The organism is Aquiflexum balticum DSM 16537 (assembly GCF_900176595.1).
In the GTDB taxonomy this organism is placed as follows: domain Bacteria; phylum Bacteroidota; class Bacteroidia; order Cytophagales; family Cyclobacteriaceae; genus Aquiflexum; species Aquiflexum balticum.
Map to the genome: position 1 here is coordinate 1932179 of NZ_LT838813.1, position 19111 is coordinate 1951289.

General features: G+C 39.6%; 9 protein-coding genes. 8 read left to right on the forward strand and 1 reads right to left on the reverse strand.

All coding sequences use genetic code 11. The features are described from left to right. Nucleotides 1-6 precede the first annotated feature (6 nt). Nucleotides 7-1032 carry a uroporphyrinogen decarboxylase gene (gene hemE / locus B9A52_RS08250; RefSeq protein ID WP_084119853.1) on the forward strand — a complete coding sequence of 342 codons (1026 nt, stop codon included), beginning with the start codon at nt 7-9 and terminating at the stop codon, nt 1030-1032. A gap of 257 nt (nt 1033-1289) precedes the next feature. Beyond that, nucleotides 1290-2036, forward strand: a complete 747-nt coding sequence (locus tag B9A52_RS08255) for a DUF6733 family protein (RefSeq protein WP_084119854.1) — start codon at nt 1290-1292, stop codon at nt 2034-2036. A gap of 115 nt (nt 2037-2151) precedes the next feature. On the opposite strand, the gene B9A52_RS08260 is transcribed toward B9A52_RS08255, so the two are convergent. Continuing rightward, on the reverse strand, nt 2152-2946 hold the full coding sequence (locus tag B9A52_RS08260) for an MOSC domain-containing protein (RefSeq protein ID WP_084119855.1): 795 nt from the start codon (nt 2944-2946) through the stop codon (nt 2152-2154). Nucleotides 2947-3793: 847 nt separating this feature from the next. Between B9A52_RS08260 and B9A52_RS08270 the strand changes: the two genes are divergently transcribed. The 6 genes from B9A52_RS08270 to B9A52_RS08295 all read left to right on the forward strand — a co-directional run bounded on the left by B9A52_RS08270 (nt 3794) and on the right by B9A52_RS08295 (nt 19082). Next, on the forward strand, nt 3794-6784 hold the full coding sequence (locus B9A52_RS08270; RefSeq protein WP_084123438.1) for a SusC/RagA family TonB-linked outer membrane protein: 2991 nt from the start codon (nt 3794-3796) through the stop codon (nt 6782-6784). Nucleotides 6785-6803: 19 nt separating this feature from the next. Beyond that, nucleotides 6804-8300 (forward strand): RagB/SusD family nutrient uptake outer membrane protein, encoded by a 1497-nt coding sequence (locus B9A52_RS08275; RefSeq protein ID WP_084119857.1) that lies wholly within the window; start codon nt 6804-6806, stop codon nt 8298-8300. 115 nt (nt 8301-8415) lie between these two features. After that, complete coding sequence (locus B9A52_RS08280; RefSeq protein ID WP_084119858.1) at nt 8416-11718, forward strand: VCBS repeat-containing protein; 3303 nt, start codon at nt 8416-8418, stop codon at nt 11716-11718. A gap of 107 nt (nt 11719-11825) precedes the next feature. Next, on the forward strand, nt 11826-12398 hold the full coding sequence (locus B9A52_RS08285) for a hypothetical protein (RefSeq protein WP_084119859.1): 573 nt from the start codon (nt 11826-11828) through the stop codon (nt 12396-12398). Nucleotide 12399: 1 nt separating this feature from the next. After that, complete coding sequence (locus tag B9A52_RS08290) at nt 12400-15723, forward strand: VCBS repeat-containing protein (RefSeq protein ID WP_084123439.1); 3324 nt, start codon at nt 12400-12402, stop codon at nt 15721-15723. Then, complete coding sequence (locus B9A52_RS08295; RefSeq protein ID WP_084119860.1) at nt 15720-19082, forward strand: VCBS repeat-containing protein; 3363 nt, start codon at nt 15720-15722, stop codon at nt 19080-19082. Before B9A52_RS08290 ends, B9A52_RS08295 begins: the two co-directional genes overlap by 4 nt. The last annotated feature ends 29 nt before the right edge of the window (nt 19083-19111 follow it).

Here is a 19111-nt window from a genome sequence, read left to right on the forward strand (position 1 = left end):
TGCCCCATGCAATTGAAAAATGACTTATTGATAAGAGCCGCCATAGGACAGCCTGTGGAAAGGACTCCTGTTTGGTTGATGCGACAGGCAGGGAGGATTTTGCCGGAATATAGAGCGGTAAGGGAAAGTGTCAGTGGTTTTATTGAACTGGCCAAAACTCCCGAATTGGCCTCGGAAGTCACCATACAGCCGGTTGACATCCTTGGTGTGGATGCTGCCATCATATTTTCTGACATACTTGTGATTCCGGAAGCTATGGGACTTCCCTATGAAATGGTGGAAAAAAGAGGTCCATGGTTTCCAGAAACTGTCAAATCATATTCAGATATCAAAAAGTTGAGGATTGCAGACGGAAAAGACGACCTCAATTATGTCATTGAAGCCATAAAAATCACCAAAAGAGCCCTCAACGGAAGGGTTCCATTAATTGGTTTTGCCGGAGCGCCCTGGACTATTTTTGCCTACATGATCGAAGGATCAGGGAGTAAGACTTTTTCAAAGGCAAGAGCTATGCTTTATACCGAGCCTAAATTGTCTCATAAGCTTCTTCAAATGATTACGGATAGTACGATCAACTATCTCAAATCCCAAATTGAAGCCGGGGTAAACCTCGTTCAGGTATTTGACAGCTGGGCTGGGATATTGCCTCCGGATCATTACAGCGCGTTTTCTCTGCCCTATATTTCCCAGATATGCGAAGCTATCCAGGAAGTACCAAAGACAGTTTTTGCAAAAGGGGCGTTTTTTGCAAGAGAAGAAATGGCCCTTCTTGACTGTGAAACCATCGGTCTGGACTGGAATATGGGAATAGCCGAATCCAGAAAATTGATCGGGCCGGATAAAACCCTTCAGGGAAACCTGGATCCAGCCGCCTTGTATGGAAGCGCCAAGCAAGTAGAAGAAGCTACAATATCCATGATGGATCAGTTTAAAGGAAGCAGACATATTGCTAATTTGGGACATGGCGTTTATCCTGATATAGATCCGGAAATGGTAAAAGTCTTTGTTCAGACAGTCAAAAATTATCGTTAACAAAAAATTTCCAATGATAAATCAAAAAAGGAAGGCCAAACAGCCTTCCTTTTTTGATTTACTAAATATTGAGATGGTTTGTTGATTAACTTTCAATTTTTTATCAATATGGTTGTTTTTTTAACTATAAAAGTCAATAAAAATTGTATTTAACAAAATTATTGTTAATTTTCAAACTTTAAATCAGTATATCAACATAAAATATGTTTAAGCTGGTTTAAAAACAAACCTATTTATTTACAAAACCTATTAAACCTATGAAAAACAACTTTACAACCTTTTCAAAAAAGGGTGCCTTGCTGAGCCTTATGGTTTTTGCAATCGCAACGTTTGGTGCTAATGCACAAGAAGAAGAAGAAAAATTCAGTTTTGATGTTTCGCTGAATTCGGATCAGTTCTTTGGATTTTATCCATTTTTCCAGGGAGCCTACAGTATCAATGAAAAGATGGATTTTACTTTTTACGGGATCCTTTGGTCGGGTGGAACCGGCGGAGGTTGGGGCAATTGGACTGAGTTTGGCGTGGGACTCAATTTTGAAGTCTCCGAAGGATTGAGCATCAATCCTCAGATCGGAGTCTTAGGAGGTAATCTACTTTCTTCGGGCACAGCAGGAAGCGCTGTCTTTGGAGATGGTATTGTGCCTAACCTGACCATCAACTTGGATAAGGAAAAAATCGAAGGGCAAATTTATGGTGGATTCTATGCGCCATTGAGAAATGAGGCCCCTACATCCGGCACCACACTTTCCTACCTGCACTATTGGGCCAATCTAGGATATAAAGTTTCTCCTTTATTCTCATTTGGGGCACATTTTGAGCATTTGATCAATACCGGAGGTTCTAATGTCGCGGAGTCCTCAGATGTTTATCAATGGTTTGGACCCTACATCCAATTTTCCAAACCTGGAGGAGGACCTTTTGCCAGATTTTCAGCAGGTGCAGATTTGTATGATGGTGGAGGCAATGATTCTTTCTTTAAACTGACTACAGGTTTTAGCTTCTAGAAACTGTAAATACTCAAAAATTCAAGGATAATCCAAAACTTAAATAAAGTACCAGATTATTTAAAAATTGACTTCAGCCAAATAAGAAAAGGCCGGATTATATTTCCGGTCTTTTTTATTGGGGTGAAACAGTATCCCCAAGCCGGATGGTCAGACCTTCCAAAAGTGACATGTTTTGCCCAAACATGACTTTGTTTGATACCGTTCTGTATTTTGCCAAAGTTTTGAGCGGTTCTTTTCCTTTGATCCCTGTTTTTTGGTCAATGGTGGTCATCACGCACCTGGCACAGGGTTTGGTGATTTTAAAAAGTGATTTTCCGATTTTTACCTTATCCCACTCATCTTCTTCAAAAGCTTTTCCCCCGGAAAACACCAAATTTGGTCTGAACCTATCCATAGGGACCGGATTTTGAAGTTTTGTATTCAAGTCGTCCAAAGAAGCCTGTCCGATCAGCAGATAAGGCATGCCATCTGCAAAACTGACTGATTCATTGTTCACAGCATATTTGGGATTCAGCTTTCTTTGAGTGGATTCCGGCATGACCACCAAGTCGCAGTCTATATTCAGTTGATTTGTAAACCATTTGCTTACAGAATTATCCACCAACTGTCCGATTACTGTGTCATCCCATACAGCTACGGGAATCAATTTTTTGGTTTTGGGTTCAAAAGGAATGAGGATATTGGTTTCGGGATCATCTTTTCTAAATACATTTAGGCCACCTGCCATCAATTCCACCTGTATTAAAGCCATTTGGTGGAGTGTTCTTTGCGTTAAAAAAATCCCGTTCTTGTCTACAAGCATCCATCTGCGGTCATATTTTAGACCACGTTCTTCGAGTACTGATTCATTCAGGCGGATTCCGCCAAGAGATTTGATCGGGTATATGTAAATATCTGTTAAGTACATCTTCCTAATAGTAATGTTGTGAAGTTGAAAGGCAATCTTTGAACAAAAAGTTTTCTAAATTCCTGAAAAAAAAATCATGAGTTTACCTCCATTCCCTAAATCTTTCCGGAATTTCAGGTGAAAAAAATTTGGTAAACAATAAACGTATAGGATTTTCTTGTTCCAATTTTAAAATAGAAATGGGATTGAGAAAGTGTTTTGTCAGAGAATTTTTGGTAAAATCCTGAGAAAAAACAGAAACCATCAAAAAACAAAGGAGGAAAATGGCGGCCCATTTTTTCCTTTCTTTTTGCAATCTGGTTTTTCTATTTGGATTCATATTGCTAAGATACAAAATGATAGGATTTAGTTGCACGGTAGAAATAGGATTTTTTAGAAAATTAGAAATGCTATAAAAAATAACGGTAAAATATATTTTTGAATTAATTTTTAACAGATAAATGTAATTCTCTAAAACAATTTTGGAAAGGTGAATCGTAGGGATTTTTTTCGGAAGAAACAGAGGGTGATTCACTGCAATCTTTTCTGCCTTCACCATGCGATATTTTGGAAGACTGTTGTTCTCTCTCAAAGAAATCAATATAAATGCCCCCCAATTTTCACTTTTTTAATGAAATTGAAAAATTTTAACTATTTGAAAAATTCAATCGTTTTCGGTTGCAAATTCAGTAGTAAAAATTCGATTTTATTAACGATTGGTGAAAAATACTATTATTCTGTTAACATGGCAGTTGCCAAAAGCCAACTTAGCCAATTGTTAAAAATTGCAAAATTAATTTTAATGAATCAATTTAGACTTGAAAATAACTGTATAAACTATTTTGTTTTTTTCAAAACAACAAACCCTATGAGAAATTATTTACAAAAAATGAAAGCATTTATGATGGTGGTGATGCTGACTTTCGTCAGTATTGCTGCGGCAAATGCACAAGGAAGGGAGGTATCCGGAACTGTCCTTGATGCAACGCTTAAAGATCCGCTTCCGGGCGTGACAGTACTGATCAAGGGTACCACACGAGGTACCACTACAGATTTGGATGGTAGGTTTGCTCTCAGCGTTCAGCCGGGAGATGAAACCTTGGTTTTTTCCTTTGTAGGCTTTACTCCTATAGAGATGATGATAGGAAACCAATCAGTTTTTAATATAGAATTGGAAGAAGATATCCAAAGTCTCCAGGAAGCTGTAGTAATCGGTTATGGCACTCAGGATAAGAAAGAGATTACTTCCTCCGTAGCGAGTGTAGGGGTTGAAGGATTTAACAGGGGTAACTTTACAAATCCGCAGAATCTCCTCCAAGGAAAAGTAGCAGGATTAAATATTTCCACTCCCGGTGGGTCTCCAAATGCCCAACCTACAGTTAGGTTGAGAGGTATTTCTTCTTTTGGTGCCAATTCATCACCTCTTATTGTATTGGATGGAGTAATTGGTGCCTCCATTGATGCAGTCGATCCAAATGATATTGAATCTATTGATGTTTTGAAAGATGCATCAGCGGCAGCAATTTATGGTACTAGAGGAGCTGCGGGTGTGATCTTAATTACTACTAAAAAAGGAAGTTCAAAGCAAGGATATTCTAATGTTACTATAAATACCTTTGGATCAGCAGAGTATGCTACTGGATTGATTCCTGTATTGGATCGAGAAGAATTTCTTTCCAGAAGACCTGCAACCTCTGACTTCGGTTCAAATACCAACTGGAGAGATGAAATTCTTCAAACTGCATTGAACGGAACCGTTAATGCATCGTTGTCCGGAGGGTTTGAAAACACTTCTTATTTGGCCTCTGTTAACTATAGAAATAATGATGGTGTAGTAAAAGGAACCAATAGGGAGACATTGAATACGAGAATTAATTTTTCTCAAGGTGCATTAAATAACAGGTTGCGCATGAATGTGAACCTTGCCTTCACTAACACTGATGCTACTGATGTTCCGGGCGATGCATTGTTATATGCAACAATCCTTAATCCGACTATGCCGATTTATGATGACTCCGAAGCAGGAATTAGAAATGGAGGTTTTTTCCAGCCTCCCGGTTTTGATAACAATAACCCAGTTGCATTGATTAACACAAGGAAAAATAATGTCAAAGTAAGAAATGCACTATTTTCCTATAGAGCAGAATTCGACATTACAGACAACTTGATTGTTTCCGGACAATTTTCCCAGGATGTGCTAAACAATCTTTCAGGGAGATTTCAATCGAGATTTGATGGTGCTCCCGGAGGTGGAGGAGCCAACAACGGAACTGCCGGTCAGAATACTTTTGATAGAGTCAATACGGTAGTTTCAGGTAACTTGAGATATGAAAAGGAAATTTTTGATGGCATGGAAATGACTTTTTTGGTTGGAGGTGAAAGCCAAATTTTCAAAGAAAGAGGATTTGATGTAGGCGTTAGACAATTTCTTTTTGACCAAGGTTGGGACAATCTTGGAGCTGGCGGAATCCGATTCGGAAATAACACCAATGTTTCTTCTTTTGCTACCAATTCAGTACTGAACTCTATATTTGGAAGGGCAAATTTCAATTTCAGGAATACCTATTTCTTTTCTGCTACTTTGAGGGCTGAGACATTTTCAGGGTTTGGTAAAGAAAACCAAACAGGATATTTTCCTGCTTTCTCAGCAGGTGCTGACTTGACCCAGGTATTTGATATGGGGCCTTTCAGTCAATTCAAGCCAAGAGCCTCATTTGGTGTGGTGGGTCAGCTACCTCCATCTCCAACATTGGCTTTGGGTATTTTTCAGAATGGAAACAGGATTCCTTTAGATCCTGAAGATCTCAACTCTGTTTGGGTTGCTCCAAGACAGCTTTCCAATCCCAATCCTCAGCTTAAGTGGGAAACTACCAGTGAATTTACAGTGGGTTTGGATTATGCTTTGTTCAACGGTAAAATTACCGGTAGCATGGATTATTATACCAGAACTATATCCGATCTTCTTTTTGAAGTTGGTGTAGGTCGAGGTAATCCCAATCCATTTGATCCGGGAAATTTCTTTACCGCCAATACAGTGTGGGCAAACATCGCAGATCTTAGCAGTGCAGGATTTGAATTTCTAGCCAGTGCCAACCAGATAAGTCTAGGTAGCAAATTAAAATGGACTCCAACTGCCATGTTCACTATCTACAAAAGAGCAACAATTGGAAATATAGGCGTAGGTGACATTGGCCTTCCTGAGATCAGAAGAGGTGTTCCAGGAGCTCCTGGGGTGAATAACGCACCCATAATCTGGAACAAGGAGGGTGAAAGAGTAGGTGACATCTACGGGCCAAGACTGGTAGGAATACTTGAGGATGGTACAACAGTTCTTTCTGCCGATGACCCATCCGGCTTTGAAAAATTGGGTAATGCATTACCTTCTGGTGATTTTGGTTTTACCAATCAGTTTTTCTACGGTAACTGGGATTTGAATTTCTTATTGAGAGGCTCATGGGGCCATCAATTGTTGAATTCTTATAGGTTATTTTATGAAGGAGATGGTAATAGTACCTGGAACAGCGTTATAACCAAAAACACTCCAACTGACCCGGTGATTTCCAATGCTCCAAATCAGATTTCAGACTTTTACATAGAAAGAGGAGATTTCATCAGGTTGGATAACCTTCAGATTGGTTATGTGTTACCTACTAAATCCCCAAACATTTCTAACTTAAGGTTTTATGGAGGTGTCCAGAATCTCTTTACAATTTCTCAGTTTTCGGGGGTTGATCCTGAAGTGAGATGGGGTGACCCAACAGATAACGGGTTGGATCAATTAGCCCCTGGAATCGAAAGAAGAAACACGTATTTTATCCCAAGAATATGGACCATGGGATTAACCTTGACATTTAAATAACATAAACTCAATTATAAATATGTTACGATCAATAAAAATAATGGGATTGGGAGTGCTTTTGGCATGCACTTTTGGAGCTTGTGAATTAGAACAAGAGGTATTGACAGGAATTACCAGTGAACAACTGGCAAATAATCCTCCTGCTGAGCTTGCCGCAGTATTAAAGCAATCTGCCTATTCTGTACTGATGGGAGATGGATCCTATGGGGGACATGGTGGCTTTTATAGTTACCAAGAAGTAACCTCAGATGAAATGGCCATACCCCAAAAAGGTGGTGACTGGGCAGATGGAGGAACATGGATCCGAGCCCACCGACACCTATGGAATGTGGATGATGGCGAATTGAATGGTGTTTGGAACTTTGGATACAGAGTGATTGCAGAATGTAACGTTCTGATAGGCCAATATCCTACTGTAGAGGAATTGGTAGCTGAAATGACGGTTTTGAGAGCTTTGGGTTACTTGTGGTTATTGGACAACTTTGGTAATGTACCTATTGTTACCGAATTGACGACTAATCCTGCCCCACCTAACAATACCAAACAAGAAGTCTTCGATTTTATAGAGAGGAGTATTTTGGAAAACGCAGAAAAACTTTCCAAAGCTAATAATAGGATAAATCTGAATTATTGGACAGCTCACATGATTTTGGCGAAGTTATACTTGAATGCTGAAGTTTATACTGGTCAAGCAAAATGGGCCGAAGCGGAAGCTGCATTGGATGTGATTATCAATGAAGGACCATATAGTCTTGCTCCAAGCTTTTTTTCAAATTTTGCCCAGGCAAATGCAAACTCAGTGGAGAACATGTTCACCCTTCCGTATGATGCGAACAATGGACAAGGATTTAACCTTGCTCAAATGACACTTCATTATGAGTCTCAAAAAACTTTCAATCTTGTTGATCAACCTTGGAATGGTTACACTGTATTAGAGGAATTTTATAACAGTTATGAGGATGAAGATCTGAGAAAACAAGGCTTCTTAGAAGGACTACAATTTGCTTTGGATGGTACCCCATTGTCGGATGAAGTAGGATTTGACGGAGATCCTGATGGACCTCAAGTAATATTTACTCCCGAAATAAATATGTTGGAACCTGGTGCATTTAGGCAGGCTGGAGTCAGAGTAAATAAATTTGAGTATGCAATTGGCGCGCAGCAACATTTGAATAACGATTTTCCCATTTTCAGATACGCTGATGTCCTTTTGATGAAAGCAGAAGCGATGCTGAGAAGAGGAAACGCAGCAGGTGGACTTGAATATGTAAACCAAGTAAGAGAAAGAGCAAGAATTGAACCTTTCACAGAACTTACTTTGGACAACCTGCTTGACGAAAGAGGACGGGAGATGTTTGGGGAAGGCTGGAGAAGATCTGATTTGATCAGGTTTGGAAGATTTAATGCCCCTTGGTGGGAAAAACCCACATCAGACCCAATAAGAGCCCTATTCCCCATTCCATTGAACCAATTGCAATCAAATCCAAGTTTGAATCAGAATCCTGGATATAATTGATTTTTGATTCCAAAGTTGCTATATCAAAAGAAGTGCACAATAGTGCGCTTCTTTTTGATTTTATAGATAACTTCATGGTTGGAAACTTATTGAATACCCCAATTAATCTATCTAAATGTCATTGCTGACACGTTTATCTTTACTCACTGTATTTTACGGGTTTTTATTGCTTGGATGTGCCAAAAAATCGGGACAAGAGAGATTGCTTTTTGAGTTGATGGACAAATCATGGACGGGAGTGGATTTCAGGAATGACCTGGATTATAATGAAAAATTCAATCCATATATTTTTAGAAATTTTTACAATGGCGCCGGAGTAGCCTTAGGTGATATCAATAATGATGGATTGGTTGATATTTTTTTGGCAGGAAATCAGGTAGAAAACAAACTTTACCTGAACAAAGGAGATTTCCGTTTTGAAGATATTACCGAAAAATCCGGGGTGGCAATTCCCGGTATTTGGTCTACAGGCGTGAGCATGGCAGATGTCAATGGAGATGGTTTTTTGGATATTTATGTGTGTAAGTCAGGCCCTTTTGGAGGAGACCGTAGATACAATGAACTTTTCATCAATAATGGTAATCTGACCTTTACAGAAAGGGCCAAAGAATTTGGAATTGCTGATGAGGGACTTTCCCAACATGCAGTCTTTTTTGATTTTGATAGAGACGGGGATTTGGATATGTATCTGCTCAATAACTCTGCCCGATCCATCGGAATCAATGACCTAAGAGAAGGCCAAAGAGAAGTAAGAGATCCTTTCGGTGGGAATAAGCTGTATAGAAATGACAAGGGTAAATTCAATGATATCAGTGAAGCAGCAGGTATTTATGGATCCGCCATTGGGTATGGTTTGGGCGTAACTGTATCAGATATAAATAAAGATGGTTGGCCGGATCTGTATGTTTCCAATGATTTTTTTGAGAAAGATTACCTATATATCAATAATGGTGACGGTACTTTTTCAGAATCCCTGGAAGAGATGATGAACGAAATCAGTATGGGTTCTATGGGTGCCGATATCGCAGATCTCAACAACAATGGATGGCCTGATATATTTGTAACCGAGATGCTTCCTGGAAGTCTGGAAAGAGTCAAAACCAAAACACCTTTTGAGGAATGGGATAAATATCAGGCAAATGTAAAAGCTGGCTATTTCCATCAGTTTACCCGAAATACCCTACAAAGGAATATGGGTTATAAACCGGATTCTGATCAGGTCCATTTTGTGGAAATCGCCCGTCAGGCAGGTGTGCATGCTACAGATTGGAGTTGGGGAGCGTTGATTTTTGATATGGACAATGATGGTTTAAAGGATATTTTTGTTGCAAATGGTATAGTTAAAGATTTGACAGATTTCGATTATGTGGACTATTATGTCAACAATCAGAATCTGATTGCCCAATTCCGAAAGGACAGTGTTTTGTTGACCAAAATGATTGATGAATTTCCCTCTGTCCCCCAGCAGAATTTTCTCTTTAAAAATTCAGGAGATTTTCAATTTGCAAATATTGCCGCCTATTCAGGGATGGATCAATTGACTTTTTCAACCGGTGCCGCGTATGCTGATCTGGATAATGACGGGGATTTGGACTTGGTGGTCAATAATCTAAACGGGGAGGTTTTTATTTTCAAAAACAACAGCAGAGAAATCAACGGTCATCACTATTTACAACTCAAATTACAAGAAAAGTTCGGAACGCAGGTTACTGTATATGCCGGTGATCAGCTTTTTTTTGCAGAATATAATCCTGTCAAAGGGTATATGTCATCCGTAGACCATAGGTTGCATTTTGGATTGGGAACAATCACCAAATTGGATTCCATATTTATTTCTTGGCCAGATGGGAAAGCCGATATGTGGAGAGATATCGACGTAGATCAAATGTTGGAGTTTTTTCCAGGCTCATCCCCAGTGGCAGCTGATACAGATTTAGACTATTCCAAGACCTATTTTAATACAATTTCTCCTCAAATACCCTGGCAACATATAGAGAGTGATTTCATTGATTTTGACAGAGACAGATTACGTTTCATGATGGCATCCAACGAAGGACCGGTAATTGAGGTGGGTGATGTGAATAATGACGGACTGGATGACTTGTTTTTGCCCGGAGCAAGAGGTCAGGCATCAGGAGTCTGGATTCAGCAAAACGATGGACAATTTCAGAATTCTCAAAATTTCGAAGCTGAAAGTCTTTCTGAGGATATTGGAGGCTTGTTTTTTGATGCAGATGGGGATGGTAATTTGGATTTATATGTGCTCAGTGGAAGTCTTGAGTTTGGAAATAAAAACACCAATTACCAGGACAGGCTTTACCTGAATGATGGAAAGGGCATTTTTGTCAAATCAGAAAATAAATTGCCTTTGAGATTTGAGAGCTCCTCATTTGTAAAGGCTTTTGACCATAATGGTGATGGAAAGGCCGATTTACTGGTCGGCACCAGAACAGTTCCATTTGCTTATGGGATACCTGGAGATGTTTTATTGTTGGAAAATCAGGGGGATGGGGTATTTATGGATAAATCAGATCTTTTAGGGCCGGAACTTAAAAATCTGGGTATGACTAGGGATGCCTGGATTGGGGATTTGGACGGAGATGGAAATGATGAATTCGTTATAGTTGGAGAATGGATGGGGATTAAAATCTTTAAAAAAGGGCCAAAGGGATATGCCGAAGTTTCATCTGATTTCGGTTTTGACCATACAGGAGGCTTATGGAATTCAGTTCATGTATTTGATGCCAATGGAGACGGAAAACTTGACATTTTAGCAGGCAATATGGGATTGAATTCCCGGCTTTTGGCATCAGCTGAAAAACCACTTCAACTGCATGTCAATGACTTTGATCAAAATGGCAGTATTGAACAGATTATGACTATCTATGAAGGAGATCAATCTTTCCCTTTGGTACTGAAATCCACACTTCTGAAACAACTGCCGGGATTGAGAAAGCAGTTGCTGACCTATGATTCCTATAAGGATAAGAAGATGTCAGATTTATTTTCAGATGAAATATTGAAAAGAAATATCGTATTGGACGTACACACTTTAGAGACAAGCTTATTTATCAATCAAGGAAATGGTACCTTTGCCAAGGCAGCATTACCCGCTGAAATTCAATACAGCCATGTATTTGCCACTCATTCATTTAGCGATGAATCAGGTCAACTTCATGTCTTGCTTGGGGGAAACCAAAGTAGAATAAAGCCGGAATTGGGGATCAATATGGGAAGTTTCGGCTGGCATTTGGTATCCAATTCTGAAGGTGGATTTGTTGTAATTCCCACAAAAAAATCAGGTTTTTTTGTCAAAGGGGAAATCAGAAGCATCAAAAATGTAAAAACGAATAAAGGAAGTCATATTGTCGTAGGAAGGAATAACCATGAACCTGTCTACTTTGTAATTAATGAATAGAAATGAAGTTAAGTTAAAAATGAGTCCATGCTCTTTGACTTCTAATCTATTTAGATTTAAAATACAAAGAATTGGCTAACTCTTAAATCTTAAATCTTAAATTAATAATGCTAAGAATACTTTACTTAATAATATTCCTCAATATGGTAATGGCCTGTCAGCCAAAAACCGAATATGAAAGAGTGAAAGAACAAGAATTGGCTTCGGGAAGGATAGTAGAAAATTTATTTCTTGATTTGAAATTTGGAATGGCGAGAAAGGATTTTTTTACTACATGCTGGGAATGGAATAAGAAAGGTGTATTGACCAATGGATCTCATGTCCTTCAGGTAAAATATTCTCCTGAAATGCCATCGGGAAAGGAGACGGAAATGTTTTTTTATCCGGAATTTGAAAATGATAAGCTTTATTTTATGCCTATAGAATTACGCTATCCAGGATGGTCTCCCACCTCCCCTGAAACCACCAATGAAAAGTTACTCAGCGATGTTGTAGACCTCATGGAAGATTGGTATGGTCCTGGCTTTTTTGAAGTCAAGGACAAAAGCGGCCAAATCAGAGTTTGGGTAAAAATTGATGGAAACCGACTGATTAGAATTTTCATTAAAAATAGGACAACTGTAAGGGTAGAAATGCTTGACATGAGAGTAAAAGGTATTTCAGAAATTAATAATGGATAAAATGGAGTTTAATAGAAATATCTTTTTTATAGTAGTTTTAACCAATTTGATTTGGGGATGTAAACCTGCGGAAATAGAGAAAAAGGACACACTTTTTCAGAAAGTACCCTCTTCCGAATCAGGAGTGACATTCAGAAACGACCTTCAATTTGATGAAAGCTTCAATATTTTCACTTATAGGAATTACTATAATGGTGGAGGTGTAGCATTGGGGGATGTCAACAATGACGGACTTTTGGATATTTACCTCACTGCCAATCTTGGGCAAAACAGGTTGTATCTCAATGAGGGAGATTTCAAATTCAGGGATGTGACCGAAGTGGCAGGAGTAGCCGGAACCTGTGCTTGGAGTACCGGAGTAGCCATGGCAGATGTCAATGGAGATGGATTGTTGGATATATATGTGTGCAATTCCGGTGATATACAGGGAGACAACAAGCAGAATGAACTTTTTATTAATAATGGCAACGGGACATTTACCGAAATGGCTGAAGCTTATGGGCTAGCAGATGAAGGATATTCCACACACGCTGTTTTTTTTGATTTTGACAATGATGGGGACTTGGACGTATATCTGCTCAACAACAGTTATCAATCCATTGGCAGCTTCAACAAAATGCAGAATGAAAGGCCCAAAAGAGATCCTGTTGGCGGTGACAAGTTTTTTAGAAATGATGGAGATAAGTTTACCGATATTTCTGAAGAAGCAGGGATTTATGGAAGTGTCATTGGTTTTGGACTTGGGATTACAGTAGGCGATGTCAATCGGGACGGATGGATGGATATTTTCATTTCCAATGATTTTTTCGAAAGAGATTATCTATACATCAATAATCAAAACGGAACATTTACCGAAAGCCTGACTGATTTTATGAGATCCACCTCAGCAGCGTCCATGGGTGCAGACATAGCAGACATCAACAACAATGGGCACTTGGATATTTTTGTAACTGAAATGCTACCTGAACCTTCAGAAAGGCTCAAACAGATCACCACTTTTGAAAGTTGGGATAAATTTCAGTTCAATGTGGAACATGATTATCACTACCAATACACCCGAAACATGCTTCATGTGAACAACGGAGATGGTACTTTCAGTGACATGGGCCGTTTGGCCAATGTAGAGGCGACAGATTGGAGTTGGGCGGCATTGATGTTTGATATGGACAATGATGGGCTGAAAGATATCTTTGTGGCCAATGGTATTTACCAGGACCTCACTGATCTGGATTATCTGAATTTCATTGACAATGATGAGACCAAAAAGAAGATTATTTCCCAAAGTGGCGTCAACTACAAGGCATTGATTGATCCGATGCCGATCAACCCGGTTTCCAATTATGCTTTTAAAAACAAGGGAGACTTGGTATTTGAAAACGTAGTCCATGAATGGGGAATGGGGGAACCCATTCATTCCAATGGGTCATCTTATGGAGACCTCAACAATGACGGAGCTATGGATCTCGTCGTCAACAATGTCAACAATGAGGTGCTGATTTTCAAAAACAGGAGCAGGGAGTTTTTTCCAGAAAATCGTTTCTTGAAGATCGAATTGAAGGGAAAGGGGGCCAATACTGCGGCTATAGGCACCCAAGTGAGATTGTTGGCAGGCGACCAGATTTTTTATCAGGAAAATATGCCCAATAGGGGCTTTCAATCTTCTGTTGATTCCAGGCTTAATTTCGGGTTGGGAAATATTGAAAAAATCGATCTGGTTCAGGTAAGGTGGCCTAATGGGCAGATCAGCATCGTCAAGGATGTTCTGCCGGATCAGATTTTGACATTAAATTGGGCAGAGGCAGCAGAAACCCAAGGGGATTTCGAATTTTTTCCGGCATTACCTGCACCTACATTCACAAAAATCAAACCACTGTTGGACTATAGTCATCAGGAAAATACCATGGTGGATTTTGACAGGGATAGGTTGACTTACCATATGCTGTCTACTGAAGGACCAAAAGCTGCTTTTGGAGATGTCAACGGAGATGGATTGGAAGATGTATATATTGGAGGGGCAAAAGGTTTTGCAGGCCAACTGTTTATTCAGAGTAGAAACGGAAGTTACCAAGCCTCTTCCCAAAGTGTATTTGAGTCCGACCGCGTTTCAGAAGATACTGATGCAGTATTTTTTGATGCCAATGGAGATGGTCATTTGGACCTTTTTGTCACTTCAGGTGGAAATGAATCCGGATTTGGAGCTTTGGACTTGGCTGACAGACTCTACCTCAACAATGGTAAAGGCCATTTTACGAAAGCCCAGAATTCAGGTTTGGCAAATTTCCGTAACAGTACAGCTGTGGTGAAAATATTGGATATCAACGGAGACGGAGCTATGGATCTTTTTGTGGGTTCCAGAGTGGTTCCGTTTTTATATGGCGTCAATCCAAACAGCTTTATTTTGATAAACGATGGCAAAGGGAACTTTACGGATGGTACTACTCAATTTGCCCCGGATTTTAAAGAAATTGGATTGGTAACGGATGCTGCAGTGGCGGATTATGATGGAGATGGAAAAGAAGACCTTGTTTTAATAGGTGAATGGATGGCACCGACTTTTTTTAGAAATACAGGAGGGAAACTTGAAAAAATTGCCATGCCTGAAATGGAGAGCCTTAAAGGCTGGTATCAGTCTATTGCTGTTGGTGATTTCAATGGGGATGGGAAACCTGATTTTGTACTGGGCAATCATGGTTTGAATACCCGATTTAAAGCATCTGTGGAAAAGTCAATTAAAATGTTTGTCAATGATTTTGATCAAAATGGTTCGGTTGAGCATGTCTTTGTTCAAAAGGTGGGAGATAAGCATGTTCCCTTTACTTTGAAACATCAATTGGAAGGACAGTTACCGTCAATCAAGAAACGCTATTTGAAATACAGTGCTTACAATAATCAAACCATGGAGGATATTTTCAAGCCTGAAGAGCTTGAGAAAGCAGTTGTTCAGGAAGTGAACAATTTGGCTTCAATTGTCCTGATAAATGAAGGCAATGGTAGGTTCAACCCTATCGAATTACCTAGAATGTCACAAAGGTCTTGGATGTACAGTATTGCGATTACTGATCTTAACGGTGATGACATTGAAGACCTGATTATGGGCGGTAATCTCAAAGGAGCAAAGCCGGAAGTGGGACAATATGATGGTTCTTATGGGGAGGTGCTTTTGGGAAAAGGGGATGGAACATTCGAATATTGGCACAACAGAGACCATGGTCTAAAACTGAATGGTGATATCAGGGATCTCCATATCATTGATAGAGATGGGCAAAAGGTGCTGATGGTAGTTAAAAATGGAGAAAATGTGGAGTTTTGGGAGATAAAGAAATGAAGAATTTTCCCACAAAGGCGCAAAGGCGTAAAGCTGAGTTAAATGAGAAACCCAATTACAGATTTTTGGAATTTGTTAGAATTGGACTGTTTTCATTCTTAATTTTTAATCTAATCTATTGCTCCAAACCCCAAGAAGAAACCCTTTTCACCCTTTTACCCTCCAATCAAACCGGTATTGATTTCAGAAATGACCTGACTTCTACAGGAGAGATGAATATTCTCGAATACCTGTATTTTTATAATGGAGGTGGGGTAGCTGTTGGAGATATCAATAATGATGGATTGGTGGATATATATTTCACCTCCAATCAGGGAGAAAACAAACTCTATTTGAACAAAGGGGATTTCCAGTTTGAAGACATTACCGTTGCTGCCAAAGTTACCGGTGATGGCGGTTGGTCCACAGGTGTCACGATGGCTGATGTCAATGGGGATGGTTTTTTGGATATCTATGTTTCCCAAGTAGGTGATTATAAAGGTATCTCCGGAAAGAACAAATTATACATCAACAATGGTGACCTGACATTCAGTGAAAAGGCTGAGAAATACGGGATTGATTTTGTTGGTTTCTCCACCCATGCCGTGTTTTTTGACTATGACCAAGATGGGGATCTGGACCTTTATCTCTTGAACCATTCGATCAAAAAACCCGAAGTCTTTTCTCATGCGGATACCAAATTCACCAATCAGGATGAAAAAGGCGGGGATAAATTGTTCAAAAACCTTATCACGGAAGGAGATGAAAGAATGGTAGAGGTCACCTCTGAAGCAGGGATTTTATCAAGTAGTTTGGGTTTTGGGCTTGGCGTTGGAGTAGCAGATGTCAATGGTGATGGTTGGCTGGATATTTATGTTTCCAATGATTTTACGGAAGACGATTACCTGTACATCAATCAGGCGGACGGTACATTTAAAGAATCCCTGAAGGAATTCATGGAAAACACCAGCCGATACAGTATGGGCAATGATATTGCGGATATCAATAATGATGGGTTACCGGATATTTTCACCACAGACATGCTACCGGAAGACCCTGTAATTTGGATGAAATCACTCGGTGAAGACAAGCAGGAGGTTTATGATATCAAACAGAAATTGGGATATGGTGACCAATATGTGCGCAATCACCTCCAACTCAATAGAGGTGACGGGAGGTTCAGTGAAATCGGGTTGTTGACAGAAACCTTTGCTACAGACTGGAGTTGGTCACCATTGATTTTTGACATGGACAATGATGGCAAAAAGGACATCCATGTAACCAATGGCATAGTCAAGAGGCCCAATGACCTGGACTTTGTGCAATACAGTCAGGAACCCACTCCAGGATTGACGGATAAAGAAAAAGAGAAGCAACAGATAGAGATGTTGCCCACTGTCAAGCTTTCGAACTTTGCATTCAAAAATGAAGGAGGCTTAAAGTTTAGCAATGCTTCCAAGATTTGGGGATTGGATCAGCTTTCGTATTCCAATGGTTCAGCTTATGAGGATTTGGATAATGATGGGGATTTGGATTTGGTCGTAAATAATACCGACCACGAAGCATTTGTATACAGAAACAATTCCTCAGAATTGGCCACAAACCGATTTGTTCAAATTGATCTCAGGTCAGATGATAAAAATATTTTTGGGATAGGTGCACAGGTTTGGGTTTTTTCAGAGGGGGAGACTTATTTTCAAACTTTAAGCACCTCTAGAGGCTTTCAGTCCGGAACTTCTACCACTTTGACATTTGGACTGGGAAATTCAGAAAAAATAGACTCAGTTCTGATTTCTTGGAATTCAAAGCAAATAGAGGTTTTTCAAAGTCCCGAACTTGACCAAAGACATTTGTTTGAAAAAGGTCAAGGAAATGAAGGAAGATTACCTACTCAAAAAATAGACTCTGTGTTGGAAATTGCTGATATTCTTTTGGATTGGAAGCATGAGGAAAAGTCCATTATAGATGAGTTTAGAAGGGAATACCTGATGCCAAGAAGGTATGGCACCGAAGGACCTGCTTTGGCGGTAGGAGACCTGAATGGGGATGGGTTGGATGACATCTTTTTGGGTGGGGCAAATGGTCAGCCAAGCGCTTTGTTTTTTCAGGATGTGAATAAAGGTTTTAATAAAGTTGAAAATCCCTTCTTTGAGCAATTGAAAACAGCGGAGGATGTGGTCGCAGTGATGGAAGACTTTAATCAGGATGGTCATTTGGATCTATATGTGGGCAGTGGGGGAAATGAATATGGACGCGGAGAGATTTACAATTTTGACAGGGTATTCTTGAATGATGGAAAAGGAAATCTTATTTTTTCCATGAATTCACTTCCGCCAATTGGAGAAAACACATCCACGATTGCAGTACATGATGTGAATGGAGATGGGTATCCGGATATTTTTGTGGGTGCATCTGTTGTTACTGGAAATTATGGCGCGGTCCCAAGAAGTTATTTACTGCTCAATGATGGGAGAGGCAAATTCCAAGATGTCACTCAAAGTTACTTCGGGGAGGAATTCAGACCTGGAATGATCCAAAATGCTCTTTGGACTGATATTACAGGTAACGGTAAAAAAGAACTGTTGCTGTCAGGAGAATGGATGCCTGTGATGGTTTATTCCTTGAATGACCGGCAACAATTTGAAATGTTGAACATTTCCGGTTTGGAACAACCTGGTTGGTATTTTGCAATGTCCATTATAGATGTTGAAGGCAATGGACTTCAGGACTTTGTTTTGGGGAATTTGGGATTGAATTCCAAATTGAAAGCAAGTCAGGATCAACCGGTATGGTTGTACCACCATGACTTTGATGGAAACGGACAGACCGACCCCTTGATTTTTCATTATATGGACGGAAAATTGGTGCCCTTCGCAAGCAGGGATGACTTGATCAAACAGATTCCGGCACTTAAAAGGAAACATGATTCCTATGTCTCATACTCCAAAGTAAAGTCCCCTAAAGATCTATTTGATGAAAATCAACTGGATCAGGCAAGTAAATACCAGGTGACCGAATCGAGATCAGGTGTTTTGAAGAATTTGGGAAATGGGAATTTTAAATTTGAACCTTTTCCGATAGAAGCCCAATTTGCTCCTATCAAAGATTTCAAATCATTCAAAGGCAAAGATGGTGGTCAGTATCTTTTGGGTGTAGGTAATTTTTATGGATTCAGAAATGATTTGGGCAAAAACGGGTCACAGCCCCTGACTTTATTGAAATGGGCGAATGGAACTTGGAAAAATTTACCGATTGGTATTCCTGCAAATGACTATTGGGGGGAATTTAGAAAAGTGGAGGTCATCAATATTGGTGATACTCCTCATCTCGTAGCTGTGAGAAATAATGGTAAACCTGTTTTTCTGAAGATCAATCCTTAAACCTGCTAAAAATCAGCTTATTTGCCCGC